General features: G+C 56.6%; 14 protein-coding genes. 6 read left to right on the top strand and 8 right to left on the bottom strand.

Annotated elements, in window-relative coordinates:
* Nucleotides 1–120: 120 nt before the first annotated feature.
* On the bottom strand, nt 121–1590 hold the full coding sequence (locus tag DC28_RS13180; protein WP_052078893.1) for a serine hydrolase domain-containing protein: 1470 nt from the start codon (nt 1588–1590) through the stop codon (nt 121–123).
* A gap of 237 nt (nt 1591–1827) precedes the next feature.
* Here DC28_RS13180 and DC28_RS13175 point away from each other — a divergent pair, with 237 nt between their 5' ends.
* Nucleotides 1828–4077, top strand: a complete 2250-nt coding sequence (locus tag DC28_RS13175) for a hypothetical protein (RefSeq protein WP_037549619.1) — start codon at nt 1828–1830, stop codon at nt 4075–4077.
* Nucleotides 4078–4220: 143 nt separating this feature from the next.
* Here the strand turns inward: DC28_RS13175 and DC28_RS13170 are convergent, their stop codons facing one another.
* From DC28_RS13170 to DC28_RS13140, 7 genes are all read right to left on the bottom strand, one after another.
* Nucleotides 4221–5054: a ferredoxin--NADP reductase gene (locus DC28_RS13170; RefSeq protein ID WP_037549616.1), complete on the bottom strand. Its 834-nt coding sequence runs from the start codon at nt 5052–5054 to the stop codon at nt 4221–4223.
* A complete protein-coding gene (locus tag DC28_RS13165; protein ID WP_037549613.1) occupies nt 5039–5794 on the bottom strand; it encodes an ATP-binding cassette domain-containing protein in 756 nt (251 codons plus the stop codon). The genes DC28_RS13170 and DC28_RS13165 overlap by 16 nt, the downstream gene beginning before the upstream one ends.
* Entirely contained in the window at nt 5787–6794 is a 1008-nt protein-coding gene (locus tag DC28_RS13160; RefSeq protein WP_037549610.1) for an iron chelate uptake ABC transporter family permease subunit, read from the bottom strand. Before DC28_RS13160 ends, DC28_RS13165 begins: the two co-directional genes overlap by 8 nt.
* Entirely contained in the window at nt 6787–7731 is a 945-nt protein-coding gene (locus DC28_RS13155) for an iron chelate uptake ABC transporter family permease subunit (RefSeq protein WP_037549607.1), read from the bottom strand. Before DC28_RS13155 ends, DC28_RS13160 begins: the two co-directional genes overlap by 8 nt.
* A 10-nt stretch (nt 7732–7741) precedes the next feature.
* Complete coding sequence (locus DC28_RS13150; RefSeq protein WP_052078892.1) at nt 7742–8686, bottom strand: siderophore ABC transporter substrate-binding protein; 945 nt, start codon at nt 8684–8686, stop codon at nt 7742–7744.
* Nucleotides 8687–9318: 632 nt separating this feature from the next.
* On the bottom strand, nt 9319–9759 hold the full coding sequence (locus DC28_RS13145; protein WP_037549605.1) for a hypothetical protein: 441 nt from the start codon (nt 9757–9759) through the stop codon (nt 9319–9321).
* Nucleotides 9756–9965: a helix-turn-helix transcriptional regulator gene (locus DC28_RS13140; RefSeq protein WP_037549602.1), complete on the bottom strand. Its 210-nt coding sequence runs from the start codon at nt 9963–9965 to the stop codon at nt 9756–9758. Before DC28_RS13140 ends, DC28_RS13145 begins: the two co-directional genes overlap by 4 nt.
* A gap of 251 nt (nt 9966–10216) precedes the next feature.
* Between DC28_RS13140 and DC28_RS13135 the strand changes: the two genes are divergently transcribed.
* From DC28_RS13135 to DC28_RS13110, 5 genes are all read left to right on the top strand, one after another.
* A complete protein-coding gene (locus DC28_RS13135; RefSeq protein WP_052078918.1) occupies nt 10217–10720 on the top strand; it encodes a glutathione peroxidase in 504 nt (167 codons plus the stop codon).
* A gap of 216 nt (nt 10721–10936) precedes the next feature.
* On the top strand, nt 10937–11425 hold the full coding sequence (locus tag DC28_RS13130; protein WP_037549599.1) for a hypothetical protein: 489 nt from the start codon (nt 10937–10939) through the stop codon (nt 11423–11425).
* A gap of 498 nt (nt 11426–11923) precedes the next feature.
* Nucleotides 11924–12703 carry a fimbrial biogenesis chaperone gene (locus tag DC28_RS13125; protein WP_037549596.1) on the top strand — a complete coding sequence of 260 codons (780 nt, stop codon included), beginning with the start codon at nt 11924–11926 and terminating at the stop codon, nt 12701–12703.
* 206 nt (nt 12704–12909) lie between these two features.
* Nucleotides 12910–15396, top strand: coding sequence for a fimbria/pilus outer membrane usher protein (locus DC28_RS13115; RefSeq protein ID WP_162180243.1), 2487 nt, complete (start codon nt 12910–12912; stop codon nt 15394–15396).
* Nucleotides 15393–16325 carry a spore coat protein U domain-containing protein gene (locus DC28_RS13110; RefSeq protein ID WP_037549586.1) on the top strand — a complete coding sequence of 311 codons (933 nt, stop codon included), beginning with the start codon at nt 15393–15395 and terminating at the stop codon, nt 16323–16325. The genes DC28_RS13115 and DC28_RS13110 overlap by 4 nt, the downstream gene beginning before the upstream one ends.
* Nucleotides 16326–16454 lie beyond the last annotated feature (129 nt).

Genomic DNA, 16454 nt, shown 5'->3' with positions numbered 1-16454 from the left:
AATTCCATTGTACGAACTTTCGGAGGTGTTTCCATAACATAGGGCACTTTTACCCTAACCAATTTTGGCTATATTACCGGTTTCGGGCATCGGAAAACCCGAGACTGTTTTTCTCCCGCCTCACGGGGATCCCTCTCGGGTATAAGGATGAACCGGAGGCAGCAAAGCCCAGCACACTAGTCCGATGCCCATGGCCCCCAGGGCCAGACCGGCCTGCTCCGCCCTTCCGGGGAAGAGACTGGTGCTCATCAGGTAGGGCTGGTTTGCCGCCCAGACCAATCCGGTCAGCATCGCGGCTCCCACCAAGCCCGCCAGACTCCGGGAAACGGCTTTGTATCCTGTCCAGGGTCTGAAGGAGCGCCGGCCCGTTAGAATCCCCTGGAAAACAACCACAATCAATACACAGGCCAGGATGGCCAGAACCCAGGTGAGCACCCCTAGAAGTCCAGCCCCGTGGATAATTCTGCCCATTTTAACCGGTGGATGGCCGCTGGTTTCGGTCCAGAGATTCAGGATGCGGGAGATGGTGGGCCAGCTGCGCTGGCTGTTGGTGAGAATGACGATTCCGTCCCCCGATTCCGGAATACTGTGGAAATGGGTCATCCACCCGTGGCCCTGCCCACCGTGCCAGATTGCCCTGCTGCCATCTGCCAGGATCTCGCCGAAGACGCCAAAACCGTAGAAATCCGCAACCAACCGGTAGAGGTTGGTAATGGGGACCCAGGGGCTTTGGGATGTATACATCATCTCCGGGGACAGAGGGCTGAATTCGGCATGAAAGGGCGGTGCCATACCTGCCTGTACGAACCGGGCGATGTCTTCCACCCCGGCGAAGAGTCCGCCTGCGGCGAGGTTAGGGTACACGTAGGTATCCACCCGGTTGCCCGCCAGATCATGGCCCCGGGCAAGGGTGCTGTCCAGTTCTTGGGTCCATCGGTAGCTGGCGCCTTCCATACCCAGGGGGTGCAGAATTGACTCTGCCATAACATCCGGAAACGGCTTGCCCGTCTGGGATTCTACGACCAGCTCCAGGATATTAAAACCGGTGTTGGAATAGGAAAAGCCTTTGCCCGGGGGCTGCATCAAGACCGCTTCCTGGGAAAGGACCTGGGCCGCATCCGGGCGGGGCATCCGGGGATTGTACTCGTTGTCAAAGCTGCCCAGGGGCATCCCCGCACTGTTGGATAAGAGGGCCTGGAGAGTGATGCTGCCGGTGTCGTAGGGGCTCTCGGGTATGGACCAGTCCCGGAGATATGCCTCTACCGGGGTGTTCAGACTGAGTTTGTTTCGTTCAACCAGAGAGAGGAGTCCCCAGGCGCTTACCGATTTAGAGATAGACTCCACTCTAAACCGAGTATCAGCACTCATGGGCATATTCAAGAGGGGATCAGCGCTGCCAAAGTACAGGATGCTCTTGATCTCCCCCCGGCTTATTACCGCAATGGCGACTCCAGGTACCTGGTACTCCTCCATGAGCAGGGGTACTTCCCGATTAAGGGTGTCCGTGAGCGCCTTCACCGGCTCGGCGCCTAAAGAGGCTCCGGATACCACCAGAAGGACCAGAATTGTGTATAAAAAGATACGGTTCATAGGATAGTGTACAACAGCCTGGAGTCGTAGATTTGTTCCTTAATTCCGGTATGGAGGAGTTCCCGGGATTATCCATGTTACACTGGCGGGGATTACGAACAGTGTTTTAAGTACGTAAAAGAGTGCAAAACGCACCATATATCTTGTATCTATCAATACACACAACATCCCTAGTATTCAGTCATCGGCAGAGGCGATTCCACTCTTTTACCCAGGAGGAACGGTGTAGGAGGACCTATGAAAAGGATACTGAAGACTATGTTGTTGCTGTCGGTAATCGTCTGCTTACCAATACATTCCCAACCAGCGTCTGCACAGAATGATACCATCACCATCGAAGTGGATGATTATGAATCCCTAGAGGAGTTATACCGTAGATATGATGTACTCCGGAATGACCCAGCGGTTCGTACCCTTCAAGAGGCTTTGGACGCGGCAAGCCCATGGCTCCCAAGGAATACCGAATTCCAAGGAAATTTGCCGGTAGAGTACCCCTGGAAGGTTGATGGCGGGACTGCGGAGTTGGGTACACCGACACCCCTCCCTGATTCCGGGAACCTTGATCTGCCAGAGAACATCTTCGATACGCTGATTTTAGAGCAGGGCATTCCCCCTGAAGACTTGAAACGCGCCCTGGAAGAACTTGATAGGTTAGGGGAGGCTGACCCCTCTGGGCTTGATCCTCAAAGCCTTCTGAATAGCCTGCCCTCAACAACCAGGCAGTACTTTGAGGGGATTCCGGAACAACAGCTCATTCCCCTGCTTAGCGGGGTTAGGCAGGAGATGCCGGGGCTCGTCCAGTACTATACCCAACCCTCCCCCGGCAGAGCCGGAGTGGGGAGTTTGGATTCACTGGCCGATGAACTCCTTCAGGGCCTGGGGGAGATTGCCTTAACGCGTGCTGAGCGTCAGGGATTCATGTTGGTGAAGCAGACCCTGATAACACTTCTATCCCAGTTCCGCTTTAACGGGCCGGTATTTTCTCATACCATCGAGTACCTAGAGACGAATACCCTGGTTGCGGCATTCAATACCCATCAGCTATTGAAGATCCAGCTCATACGGGATGTATCCCGGTTTATCTCAGACGTGATCACCTACAGCATTTTTAACTACCCGCTTCTCCAGGTTCCTTCAGTGAAGCAGGGGGTAGAGGATGTCTCTCAGGCTATTGCAAGCTACCTGGAGTTGTATCTGCTTTCGGACATAACACCAGAGAAGGTGTTTTCCCGGAGTGATTCCGAGGTGTTTATGGAAGAACTGTATGCAGGTTTTGCAAAGATTCAGAGCATCCTACGATCGGGGTCCGAGGATTTGGATGATGAATTCACCTTTATGCTTTCATTGATCGTCGATCAGCTCTACATCCTCTTGAATGAGGAGGATTATCTGGGCCTGGCTGTTCAGGAAGTCGCAGGAGAAGGGGGCGAAACCACGGTTTTTGTTCAGACCTACCGCGCCGCCATGGCCAGATTTCGGAATGGACTCACAACCCTGGGGGCTGTCCGGCCCGTACTTAAGACCAAGCTCGATCAGATCAGAAGCGATCTGAGGTCGGTAATAATTCCCGGAACCGAAACGGTCATTCCCGAGGAAGACATTCTCCGACTGCTGTTTGACATCTCCTCGTTGATTCCGATGATCCACGATATACAACGGGATGTCTCATTGGAGGATTCTATTACCAGGTTAAGCATACGAAGCCGGCGGTATCTGGCGAATTATCCCCAGTTCTTGCGGTTCTTCGAGCATACCCTAAGCTATGTAAAAAATGGAAACTTCTCCCTGGCTGTCTATACCATGACCGATTTTATCTTAAACAATATTGATAGTGTGACTGCTCTTTTTACCAGCCTAGAAGAGGGTATTTCTACCATCCCGGAGAATGCCGTCGCCATAAAGAAGGGATCTGCTCTTCTTTCCACCATTTCAATTTATCTGGAAACCTACGATCCCGAGAATGAAAAATACCGAGACAAGGCCTCCGGCGAATTGGCGGAGATCCGTCAGGCCTCTCTGGATACCCTTATTCAAGCGGTAACCGACCGTACCGCCAGGACGGGTGAGTATATTCTCTCCCTGGGCGGGAATGTGGGTGTTTTTACGGGACTGCAAAACGTTGCAACAAAAACCCTTGAAACCGCAGCCTGGAGCGCCGGGGCATGGCTGCCCGTGGGATTAGCCCTGCAATGGATGCCCGAGGTTACCCCCGGGGTAGGATTCCATTCAATGCTCTATTTCTTCGACCTGGGGCAATACATATTTGTTGAGGAAACTGCCCTGTCCCTGAATCAGGTGACCTGGCGGAATGCCTTCACCATCGGCGGCCAGCTGGGGATGGTCATCGCACCCTGGGGACCCAGTGTACTCATTTCCGTAGGACCCTATGTTCAGTACACCCCGTTGATCTCCGACGGCCAGGGGAATGCCTTTTACCATTTCGGCCTGGGCTTGGGGCTGTACATCCCCTTCTTTGATGTTAACTGAGGTGCTCCTCGGAATATCGCTAAGTAGGGGGTTCTTACCGGGATTCCCCTCCGGTGTAGGCGTGGCGGTTGGTAGTGTCGCCGCGGTGAAGGGTTACAGCCTCTAACCCACCGTTATACACCGTGCCAGCCCCTATTCCCGGCCTAGTGATCAAAATCTTCTGTACGGATGGATTCCGGGGGAATACCCCGGTCCAGCAGCTTCCGGGTTATACTCGCCAGAAATCCTCCCGATCCGCAGAGAAAATACTGGGTTGATTGAACCTCGAAGGTTCTGTGTCCCTGCCCCGGGGGAGGGGTTCCGATCTGGGGTCTTTCCTCTGCCTCTCTGGCCGGCAATCCGGGGCTATCCAGGGCAGAGTCTATGCCATGCCGGGAACAGTAAATTCTGGGGTTTTCCGGGAAGAGCTGATCAATCTCGGACCTAAATAGGTGGGTATTTGCCACATGGATGAGGCCCCAGGGATGATTGAGCTGTTTATCTGCGATGTGGCGCATCAGGCTCATGATGGGGGTTATACCGATTCCCCCGGCGATGAAGACCAGAGGGGTCTTTTCCGGGAGGGAAGCCAGGGAGAAGCTTCCAGTAATGCCGAATACCTGAAGGTACTGTCCGGGCCTTAAGGACCGAAATGCCTGTTTGTACGGACTGCCGGATGCCAGACTCATGGCAATACGCAGGTGGCCGTCCTCAGGGATGCTGGCGATGGACATGTGGCGGACGGTGGGCTTACTCACCGGGGCCCCGGGGGCTACCAGATGGATGAACTGTCCGGGAATAAATGTAAGGGCCGGGTTCTTTTCCGGGGGCAGTTCCAAGAAATACGACCAGGTGTCGTCAAATTCGTGGCGGATTGCTGAGACTTTGAGGGTGTGAAGCCAAGGCGGATGTGCGTTGCCGTGTCCCCCGTCCTTGGGAACATGGCTCTTTTTCGAATCCGGGGTTGGGTCCGGGGATGTGTTTAGTAATGCAGACATAGGGTTCTCCGTTTGTAGGGCAGGAAGTCGAATTCCAAGCCGAATACCGGTTGTAAGCGGTCGTTCCTGGCGAAATCCTCGGGATGGCCTTCGAAGGAAATAGTTCCTTGGCTGAGTGCGAGGATGTGGTCGGAAAAATGCAGAGCAAGATTCAGATCATGGAGAACCATGATAATGGTCTTACCCTGTTCGTCCCGGAGGCGCTGGAGCAGCTCAAGAATCTGGACCCCGTGGCGAAGGTCCAGGCTGTTTAGGGGTTCGTCCAGGAGAATGAGGGGGCTCTCCTGGGCTATGACCATGGCGATGAAGGCCCGCTGCCGTTGGCCGCCGCTGAGTTCCTGGATTAGACGGCCTTGGATGTCCTCCAGGGCTGTAAACTCCAGGGCATGATCAATGGCATGGCTATCTCTCGGGGTTATCCGCCCCTGGCTGTGGGGAAAGCGTCCGAATTCAACCAGTTCGCGGACTGTGAGCCGGGCTTGGACCTGGGTATTCTGTTTCAGAATCGCCATGGTTCTGGCCAGCTCCTTGGCAGATACCTGGGAGATATCCTGACCTTTCAAGAGAATAGATCCCCGGTCAAGGGAAAGCAGGCGGCCCATGATGTTTAATAAGGTGCTCTTACCCGCACCGTTAGAACCTAAAATCGTACTGATGGTGCCCGGGGAGAATCGGGTAGAGATCCCCTCCAGGACTGGCAGGGCGCCGTAGGATTTGTAAATGGATTGTACCTCAATCAAACATGGGCCTCCTGATAAGTAGCAGCAGAAATACCCCGCCGCCAAAGACGTTCAGCATCGGGGGTAGGGGGATGACTCCACCCATAACCTTGGTAAGCAGGAGATGGCCAGCCATCATAACTAGGGCGGAGATGAGCATGGAGCGGATCAGCAGCTCCCGGTGGGTGTAGCCCCGGGATGTCCGCCTGGCCAGGGTTACAGCGACCAGACCGAGGAAGGGCAGGGGACCGATAACAGCGGTTGAAAGGGCGGTGAACCCGCTGACAAGAGAGAGCACCACAAATAGCTCCCTGCCGTAGGATAACCCGAGGTTGATGCTTTGATCCCGGCCGAGTAGCAGCACATCCAGGGTTCGGTGTTTGGCAGCAGTCACCGCCAGTAAGAGGATGAAGATGGGAAGGGCGGCCAAGAGGGTCGGCCCGTGGATGTTGGTCACCGAGGCAAAGAGCCGGGTCTGAATCAGGGAAAACTCGTTGGGATCGATTATCTTTTGCAGGTAATTAGTTACACTGGAAAGAAATCCTGCCATGATAATCCCTTGGATCAATAGTAGCTGCATTCCACCCCTGGTACTGCGAATCCGGCTGAACAGGATTGTGCTGTATACCAGCATTAATGGAAGAGTCACGGCGAGGTTAAGCAAGGGGGACTGAATAATCCAGGCATCGCTGGAAAAGAAGAACACAGCCAGACTCTGGATGAGGATGTACCAGGCGTCGATGCCGAGAATACCCGGGGATAGGATGGGGTTGGCCCCGGCGGTTTGAAGCATCAAGGTAGCAGCTGCAGAACACCAAGACGCCAATACGATAGCCCCGACCATCGGAAGCCTTCGCTGGAGAAAGTAGCGCCAGGTAGACCCGTCCAGACCGTCTACCAGGAACCACCCCACCAGAACTAGCAATAAACCGGCTAGAACCGCCGGTGAGCCCAGCCGGCTGAGCCCCTTGGTCAGCTTGGACTTCCCCTCTTTTCCGGGGGCAAGGGTGATCTCAGCCATACTGCCTGCCTCTCCAGCGGGAGAGCATTACGAGGAACACCCCGCCGCCGACTACACCCATGGTCAAACCGACAGGAATTTCATAGGGCTGGATGATGAGTCTTCCGCTGATATCCGAAATCAAAAGCAGAACGGCGCCGGAGAGGGCGGTTAAGGGAAGAACCGCCCGGACATTATCCGACACACCCCGGAGAATCAGATTCGGTACGATGAGTCCCAAAAAGGGGATTCGACCGGCAATAACCACCACCAGGGCACTCATTATCGACACTACGACCAGTCCCAGATTCCTGGTAAGCCGGAAATTGCTCCCTAGGTTCGTTGCCATATCCTCTCCTAGACCGGCGATGGTCAGGTGATGCCCCATGATCCAGGTGCCTGCGACCACAGGTACCACCAGGAACAGAAACTCGTACCGACCGGCAATAACCAGGGAGAAATCCGCGAACATCCAGCTGGAGAGCCCCTGGAGCAGGTCAAAACGGTAGGCCAGGATCTGGGTTAGGCCGTTCACCAAGAAGCCCAGCATAATCCCCAAGAGGGGAACATGGAGCACAGAGTTCCGCCCTAAACGCCGCAGAAGCAGGAAAAAAATACTTGTACCGATCATTGCGCCTATAAAGGCCAGGGACAGCCGCGCCATCACACTCTCGGCTCGAAAGACCCCCAGAGCCAGGACATAGCCCAGGGCCGCAAAGTCCATGGTTCCCGCGGTCTCGCCGCTGGCAAAGGGATTACGGCTGATCTTCTGCATTACCAGCCCGGCGAGACTAACCCCCGCCCCGGAAAGTACCAGGGCCAGAAGCCGGGGCAGCCGGCTATACACCAGAATAAACCCGTCGGTAACCGATGAGCCCATAGCCAGGGAGAGCCCCCCGGCTGCAATAATCAGGAGAACGAGACCCGCCTCCAGGAGGCGGGCGTGGCGGGTAGTCATGGGCAGGATCCTATTCCAGGGCTGACTCGAGATCCCTGAGAATTGCCCGGGTAGAATCCAATCCCCCGGGAGCGAGGTACCATGCCTGGGGATCTACATAGACGATCCTGCCCTCCCGGGCTGCTGCGGTCCTGGCTACAATCTCGTTATCCAGAACCGAATCGGCTGTCAGGTTTCCGGTTAAGGCCTGTCCCCGGTCCAATACGAAGAGGATGTCGGGATTCTGGCTGGCAAGGTATTCAAAGGAAACACTCTGGCCGTGGGTTGAGGTCTCAATCGCCGGATCAGCAGGTACGTAGCCGAAGCTGTCATACACATACCCGAACCGTGATCCCGGACCGTAGACGCTCAAGGAACCGTCGTTAACCATCAGTACCAGGGCTGTTAAGCCGGATTCCCGGGCTGCCGCGGCCAGGGTATCAGCCCGAAGGGTGATTTCTTCCAGATACCCCTCAACCTGATCCTGCTTTCCGTAGAGATTCCCGACAATAGACCAGTTTTTTTCAAGTGACGCAAGGTAATCCTCGGCGGCAATGCCCGTGTAGACCACCGGAGCTATCTCGCTCAATTGATCGTACACCGGGGTCTGCCGGTCCGAAATGAAGATTACCTGGGGATTGAGGCGGAACAATCCCTCATAGTCCGGTTCAAAGAGGGTTCCTGCATCGGCAGTGTCCTCTCCGACTCCCCGAGCCAGGTAGGATGGCAGGGTGGGCATGGGAATCGCTGCAGCCTGAATATCCAAGGCTTGGAGCAGATCCAGAATGTCGTAGCTGAATACTACCGGCCGCTGGGGCTGCTCCGGGATAGCGACGGTTCCGAGTTTATGGGTAACCTCGCGATGCTCCTCACCCTGTATTGGGGCCGCTTCCCGGGCCGGACCGGCAAAGAGGCCGCTGACCCCTGCACCTACAACCAATACACCATATAGACAAAAACGCGCAATACGTTGCATACTTACCTCCAGTTAATGCGTATTAATTCTTCTTGTATAGGTTGTATAATACCTGACTAAAATAGTCAACAATAGACGTAAAAAAATCAGACCTTATAGCCTAATGGTTCATTCCCGGCTTTTCTGGGTAGGGTAGGGCAACCGGGTAGCCATGCAAACTCGGACAACCGCCCACGACCAGACAACAACCTCTCAATACCAAAATTAGTGTGCAAAAGGTTGTACATTGCACCGGATATAGCGGTACAAACAAAAATCCCAGCCTTGGGTAGCGTCGCCAGGGGGAAATGTTACAACCTTTTGTGCACTATGAATCCCAAACAGGCCGGGCAGCCAGACGGCCGGACAATAACAGACAAGCGAGCATACCCAGACGGCCGGACAATAACAGACCAGCGGGCACACCCAGACGGCCGGAGAATAACAGACTAGCGGGCACACCCAGACGGCCCGCCGCAACCGGAAAACACGCACAGCAAGGCCCTAACACAGGCAACGCGCAACCGGAAAACCGGGACGTCATTTCACCCCCGGTTATCCCGGCCCGGGTACATCATTCCGTCCCCTGGGGTTCCCGGCCCGGGTACGTCATTCCACCCCCGGGGTTCCCGGCCCGGCTGTACTCTCGGGCGTTAAAATCTCCGCAGTAAAACCAGAAAGATTAACAGGTTCAGCAAGGCCGCTCCGGCCATGACTGCGGGCAGCAGCACCCGTATTGAAATCGAAATCTCCGAGAAAATTACGAAGTTCAGAACCGCCATAGCGAAGAGCACCAGCCAGAAGCTCATAGCGGCCGCCTTGGTGGCTAGCTGGCGGATGCGCTCATCACCCCGCTTGTAGCGGATGAAGCTGCGCCCTTTAATAAGGTGAAAACCGATCATCAACAGGATCACCAGGCCTGCTGCCGGACCGAACCCGGTTAAAAATCCCCTAAAAAAGTCGCTGTTCACCCCTAAGGCGAAACCCAGGGCGGTGAATCCACCTCCGGCCAGGGCCAGCTGTAGAATGACCACGAGATCCGGTCCCCAGGAGTCCTTTTTCCGGGGCTGTGTTGGTTGTGCTGTTTCCGTCATCTCTCATCCTCCTCATCAAAAATAAAAACCTGCTCGATGGCAGCGCCCAAGGCTCGGGCTATCCGGTGGGCCAGTTTGACCGACGGACTCTCATACTTGCCCTTCTCCAGAGAGATTATGGTCTGCCTGGTCACATCCACCAGGTCTGCCAACCCCTCCTGGGTCAGTCCCTTGGCCTCCCGCAGCTGCCGAATTCTATTTTCCATGGCGCGTTCCTTTGGTAAAGTATTCTTTACGTAAAGTTTATTTTACTATACCGGCGAATTCGAAGAATGTAAAGTATTTTTTACAGCGGAGGTTCTTTTTTTCTTGGCGGGGTTTTAGAATTGGCTTTATGGGTAGGGGGATTCGAATGCCCCGGTAACCCTTCTGATCCGGGTTGTCCCGTCATGGCTGATTCACCTTCCCCTCGGGGTACATCTTGCCCTCTGCCCTGTCCCATGACTATATTCCACCCATGAACACGACAAAAACCGATATTTACCAATTGAGTCTCGATCTCGCCCAGGGTGGAAGCATCAACCTGGCCGATCTTCGGAATAACCCCGTGCTGATCGTGAATACGGCAACCCGCTGCGGCTTGGCACCCCAATTCGAAGGCCTGGAGGAACTTCACCAAGAGTTTTTCGCCCGGGGGCTGCGGGTTATCGGTTTGCCGAGTAACCAATTTGCGGATCAGGAACCCGAGACCGATGAAACGGTCACCCAGGTTTGCAAGCTAAACCACGGAGTAACCTTCCCCCTGACCAAGAAGGTCTTGGTCAACGGTCCCCAAACCCATCCCCTCTTGGTTACCTTGAAGGAAGCCGCTCCGGGGTTTCTCGGTGCCCGGGATCTAAAATGGAACTTCACCAAGTTCCTCATCTGGCCCGGGGCGCATAAGATCAAACGCTACGCCCCCACAACCAAGCCCCAGGCCATCCGGAAGGACATCCGCCGGGCCCTGGAGGCCTCATCCTAGATCAGCACGATAGCCGTATACGGGTTACCCTCCTTCGAACCCGGCATATTCCGAGGCTTCCTACCCCAAAAATCACCAATCCTTGACTAAGACATTTCTTATGTTTATATTATTAATATAGTGAGCTTTTGCAAAACAGAGTGTTGCATCGGCTCCAGTTTGAAACACGGGAGGGAATCTAATCATCGCAGGCCGGACCTGCGGAGGAGAAAAAGTATGAAAAAAGTATTGGTATGGACAGCAGTAATGCTCCTGGTTAGCGGAGCAGCATTTGCCCAAACCACCGGGAATCTTCTGTTACAGGGAACGGTTCCGGGAATTCTGGAGATCACCGTAACCGCCGAAGACGGGGCGGACAACCTTGACCTACTAACCGCAGTAGACAATCTTGCTGTTGCCACCGTGGTGGAACGCAGTAACAAACGGGCCGGGTACACCGTGACCCTCAGTTCCGCCAATGCCTCAGGATCCCAGGCCTATTTTGCCGGATCAGCAGGCAATACCGACACCCTGGATTATACCATCAGCTACGGCGGAGAACCGGTAACCCTGAGCAGTGGTACAGCTCTGATCAGCGATATCTCTACAAAGACCAGCGCTTCCGGAGATGCCAAGACCTTGGCCATCAGTTATGACGGAACCGGCGTTTTCCTGGCAGAGGACACCTACCAGGATACCCTCACTCTGGATATTGCTGCCAAGTAGCGTGGCACTCTTGGCCTGAAATCTTCAGCATACAAACCGAAAGCTCCTGGGGAATCCTACCCCGGAGCTTTTTCTTTTCCCGAGTGTACAACCCCGGTGAGCGGGCCGAATTGGGCGGCTGCATTCCTGGTCCCCCACGGGGCCGCGACCCTAAGATGGACACGAACATCGGTTTGGACACTATACTTTTTGTAGTGCGCAAAAGGTTGTAAACTACGCCATATATAGTGGCGCAGTTCGGGAACCAACCCAGGGATGGTGTCACCAGGGTAAAAAGTTACAACCTTTTGCGCACTATAAATACGTTGGGGTAGCGGGCGTGTAGAGACCGATGCACAACCGGCTCCTCCCTCGCCGCCCGGAGCAGGAAGGGGAAGGAAGGCGCCTTGCCCCTGTACATGACCTGCACGGTACGGCGGGGCATCGGGTATTAGCTGGGTACTACTCTGCCCTGTACATGAAATGCACCCCTAACCGGCCATTCTATAGGAGGCTACTGTGAATCACCCCTGGAAAAACCGTCTGAAATTCCCACCGAAAAGCGGCAAAACGACCCTCATAGGAATATTGCTTATTCTGACCGCTGTACCCCTATGGGCCTTTCGGTTCCAGCCCATATCCGCCGACCTCGCGCCCCGGGGTCCCGAGGCCGTCCACACCTTTATAGCGGAGAACACCGGCTCAGATCCCATAGCCCTGCGGGTCCGGATGTTTACCCGGGAATCCAGATTGGACGGCAGGGAGGTCAACCGAGATGCGGCGGATAAGTTTGTGGTTTTTCCCCAACAGATGGTGCTCAGGCCCGGCCAGGTCCAGGCAATACGCATCCAGTGGCGGGGTCCGGAACAGATTGACCGCGAACAGGCCTTCCGGATCGTTGCCGAGCAATTACCTGTGGAGTTCGAATCCCGGCAGACCCAGGGTGGCGCCATAAATATCATGTTCCGCTACCGGGGGGCAGTGTACATCCTTCCGGAAAACCCCCGCCATCAGGTTGCTATCCGGAGTATCACCCCCATAATCCAGGACTCCAAACCGGCCGCGGAGCTGATCTTTGAAAACAGCGGCAACGCCCATACCATCCTTAACGACCTGAGCCTCACCATCTCCGCCCAGGATAATCCTGACAGCACCATTAGCTTCACCCCGGAGGAGTTACCGGGAATTGCCGGAGAAAACCTCTTGGCCGGAGCCCTGCGCCGGGTCGTCCTGCCCCTGCCGGACCATCTGGCAGGCCGTGGGCTTTCTGCTGAGTTTTCATTCACCGCGGTGAGGTGACCATGCCCCGCGTTTCTATGCTGTTCGGCCTCGGTCGGGGCCGGCGCCAAGACCGACACTGGGCCTGGTGCCGGGATAGAGACCGAAACCGGACCGGGATCCCACTTCAGAACCCGACCCAAGACCGGTACTGGGCCTGGACCGAGACCCTGCGTCCGGCCCGGAACCGGGTCTGGGGGGGAAGTCGGAACAGGAAAAGGCACCGGATGCCCGGTAGAAGCGGATTGCTCCTCGGAGGCCTGGTCGTTTTTTTCGGTCTGGCCCTGGCTGCCGGAGCCCAAAGCCCGACTCCCGAGGCTCCGGCATCGGAGTTCCCGGGTCAGGAGTCGGCGCCGCTTTTAGAGACCAATCCCCCCCTCTCCGATCAGGACCAACCCCAGTCACGGATTACCCTGCCCCTCTTGGTAGAGGTTTCCGGGGGCGCATCAGGGTACGTGGAGGGCGATCTTCTGGCGGACGGCAGCAATCCTCGCCTCAGCCGGGCCGGCCTTCAGGATCTTCTGCCCGAACTGTTCGCCGGTTCCCCGGGTATGATCAGCCTTGAGGAGCTTCGGGCAGAAGGTATCGAGGCGGAATTCGATTCCGGATTGTTGCAGGTGATTCTAACGCCCCCGGTTTCTTCCGAGGTCCGGGTGGTCTCCCTGACCGGTGAAGGCTCGGGCCTATTCGGTGTGGCGGTCGCACCCGCTCCGGTTTCCGGATACCTAAACGCCGAGGCAGCCCTGACCCTGGATACCCTTAACCAGAAAGATCTGGAAACGATCCTGGACCTTGAGCTGGAGCCGGTATTCAATCTCTATAACTGGGTTGCAGAGAGCAGGTTTCAGGTCATAACCGGCCAGGAACCGGTGTTGCATACCCTGATGATTACCCACGACCAGCCGGAGCCGGGCCTGCGGCTGCGCCTGGGCCTCTTGGAGGGTGCCGAGTCCCCCTTCGGCAGCGGCCCCGCTCTCTGGGGGGTGCATCTGGGCAGGATACCCAGCCTGGTTCCCCGGAGCCCCGATTTCAGCCTGGAGCTCACCCAGACCCGGGATTTCTCCTTGGAGATTCAGGTAAACGGCCGGGATCTCCGGCGTCTGAGTTACCCCCCCGGTTCTTACCGGATTACTGGACTGCCCCTCCTGCCGGGATTGAACCAGGTCAATCTCACCCTGGATCCCGAATCCGGCCCCGGAGAGACCGTACCCAGGTCGGTTATAGTCCCCTACGATAACCGCCTCTTACCCCATCACTATGCGGACTTCGGGGTCCAGCTGGGTCTGCCGAGGCAGGACCTGGGGCCTCCGGTATTCACGGGAATGTTTCGTTACGGATACACGCCTGTTACCACCGGTGATTTGTATCTTCAGGCCGGGGAGCTGGGGCAGTTGTACGGGAGTACCTGGGTGTTCGGAACCCCGGTGGGCATATTCTCCCTAGGGGTTGCCGGTACCACCGACCTGGTACAGGAACTACGCAGCCCCGGGGGCGCCCTTCAGGCGGGCTACCGCTTCGCCCTTCCCGGACGGATTTCGGTGCCCAGAATCTCCCTGGATGCCCGGTACCAGTCCCCCAGTTTCGCCCCCTACGGTCAAAACCCCCTGGGCGGGCTCAGCCTGTCCGCCGGGGTTGCCCAGAATCTCTTCGGGTCTCTCTGGCTCAGTGCCAGCGTATCCCATGAGAATCGGGGGGCCCTGGAACGCACCCGAGCATCCCTGGTACTCACGACCCCCATCACCCAGGCCCTTGACCTCCGGGTTACCGGCTCCCTTACCTTCAGCGGGGGCCAGGTGGATCCCCGGTTGTTGATCAACCTAACTGCCTCGGGCCTGGATGTACCCATAACCATGGGAGTATCCAGGAACGCCGTTGACGGGTCGGTGGGCTTCAGCGGGAGCCATACCGGACGGTTCGGTGATTCCGCCTACGGGTTGTCCACTTCCGCCGGGGGATTGCCCCTGGGAGACAGCGCGGATTCCCTTACCCTCAGCGCCTCCCTCAGCGACCAGCGGTTCGCATCGGGGCTGCAGTACCAGCTCCAGAACACGGGGAGCCGGGTCTCCGCCCGGTTCGCATCGGCCCTGGCATTTGCCGGGTCTGCGCTCACGGTGAGTAAGCCCATTCGCGAAAGCTTTGTTATAATCAGGAACACCCGCAGCCTGGCGGGGTACCGGCTGGTGGTGAACCCCCGGGAGTCAACCTACCGGGCTGCCTCGGACCTCCTCGGCTGGGCGGTACTCTCGGATGTAACCCGGTATCGCCAGAACCGAATTGTTATTGATCTACCCCAGGCCCCGACGGATCTGCCCCTGGGCACAACCCAGTATGTGGTGAAGCCGGGCTACCGGAGCGGAACGGTCATCGATATCGGCGGCTCGGAGACCCTCCGTCTTCGAGGCAGGCTGCTCGGTCCCGGGGGCGAAGCCCTGGCCCTCCAGGGCGGGTACCTGCAGTCCCTGGCCGACGACTCCCTCGAGGAGTTATTTTATACGGATGAGCAGGGGTATTTTGAAATCCCCTTTGTCCCTGGAGGGTCGTACCGCCTCGGGTTATTCCTTGGAGGACCTGGCCCCTGGACCATTGAAATCCCCCAGGATGCCAAGGAAGTGTACGATCTCGGTCCCCTGGGCGGCCAAGCAGAAGAGGGGGACACCCCGGTAAGAGATGGTGCAGATGGAGAATCAGAACCACAAGGAGGAGAAGGAAGATGAGCGAAAACAAAACACGAGGACTACCCAAACGACCGGTCTTTTTGCTCCTGCTGACGGCCCTAGCCTGCTCCGGTATCTGGGCCCAGACCCTGGGCTTTCAGGGAAACGCCCGGATCACCCTGGACGGAAGCACATCCGCCTCGGGAACCCTCACCGTCCGGCACCGGGGAGCCGCCACCGACTTCTTCCTAACCTTCGGGCCTGGAAACGGCGGCAGCTTCGAACCGCGGACCATGACCGACGGCACCAACGACCTCTCCTATTACCTGGTGGATAACCCGGCCTCGGGGACCGTTCTCAAAGACCTTTCCGTTTCCCCCAACCCCGAGGAGGTTATAACCGGTACCTTTCCTGAAAAGAACAAGGGCGGTTGGCAGAGCCAGGAACCATCTTTTACCGTGCAGATCGCCGGAGGCGTCTTCCTCCAGGGCAACTACGATGATGGGGTTACGGTGAGCCTGTACCAGGGAACCTTGAGCAATTACACCTTTGTCGAGTCCACCACCCTGGACATATCTGCCCGGGTACGGCCGGTGTTGGAGCTGGCTATTGTGGAACCCGGGGGATTCTTTGACGAAACCCGGACGAACTACACCATCGATTTCGGTATTATTTCTCCGGCCAGCGTCGGTAATGCAGACCTGGTGGTCCGCTCCAACGGTCTGTTCTCCATCTCCATGAGCTCCCAAAACGCCGGGCAGATGATCCACAGCGATCCCGCTGATCCCAGCACCATCCCCTACGATCTGTACCTGAACTCCGGCCTGGTGGACCTCAGTTCCGGAGGAACCGTTACAGTCCTCAGCTCCCAGGGGCCAACGGAGATTACCGGACAGCGCTACCCCCTGGAGGTTGAGATTCCCCAGTTGGGGTTCCCCACCGAGGGCAGCTACAGCGATTCTATTACCATCACCGTGGCGGCCAATTAATCTGGAATCCCGGTTCAGGTGAGCAATGCACCTGGGTATAGAAGGGAGCCTTGTAGAGCTGCGGGGGTTTTTCCTATGCCAAGGGTGATTCACATGCCTCTGGAAGTCTATGGCGGGGGTGAACATTCT

It is taken from the genome of Spirochaeta lutea, assembly GCF_000758165.1.
Classification (GTDB): Bacteria; Spirochaetota; Spirochaetia; order DSM-27196; family Salinispiraceae; genus Spirochaeta_D; species Spirochaeta_D lutea.
The sequence above is the reverse complement of the archived record's forward strand: the minus strand, read 5'-3'. Positions and strand labels throughout refer to the sequence as shown.

Bases quoted from the DNA above. Each gene is read 5' to 3' on its own strand.
- DC28_RS13180 (WP_052078893.1), bottom strand. From the start codon at position 1,590: ATGAACCGTATCTTTTTATACACAATTCTGGTCCTTCTGGTGGTATCC.
- DC28_RS13175 (WP_037549619.1), top strand. From the start codon at position 1,828: ATGAAAAGGATACTGAAGACTATGTTGTTGCTGTCGGTAATCGTCTGC.
- DC28_RS13170 (WP_037549616.1), bottom strand. From the start codon at position 5,054: ATGTCTGCATTACTAAACACATCCCCGGACCCAACCCCGGATTCGAAA.
- DC28_RS13160 (WP_037549610.1), bottom strand. From the start codon at position 6,794: ATGGCTGAGATCACCCTTGCCCCCGGAAAAGAGGGGAAGTCCAAGCTG.
- DC28_RS13155 (WP_037549607.1), bottom strand. From the start codon at position 7,731: ATGACTACCCGCCACGCCCGCCTCCTGGAGGCGGGTCTCGTTCTCCTG.
- DC28_RS13150 (WP_052078892.1), bottom strand. From the start codon at position 8,686: ATGCAACGTATTGCGCGTTTTTGTCTATATGGTGTATTGGTTGTAGGT.
- DC28_RS13145 (WP_037549605.1), bottom strand. From the start codon at position 9,759: ATGACGGAAACAGCACAACCAACACAGCCCCGGAAAAAGGACTCCTGG.
- DC28_RS13140 (WP_037549602.1), bottom strand. From the start codon at position 9,965: ATGGAAAATAGAATTCGGCAGCTGCGGGAGGCCAAGGGACTGACCCAG.
- DC28_RS13135 (WP_052078918.1), top strand. From the start codon at position 10,217: ATGAACACGACAAAAACCGATATTTACCAATTGAGTCTCGATCTCGCC.
- DC28_RS13130 (WP_037549599.1), top strand. From the start codon at position 10,937: ATGAAAAAAGTATTGGTATGGACAGCAGTAATGCTCCTGGTTAGCGGA.
- DC28_RS13115 (WP_162180243.1), top strand. From the start codon at position 12,910: ATGCCCGGTAGAAGCGGATTGCTCCTCGGAGGCCTGGTCGTTTTTTTC.
- DC28_RS13110 (WP_037549586.1), top strand. From the start codon at position 15,393: ATGAGCGAAAACAAAACACGAGGACTACCCAAACGACCGGTCTTTTTG.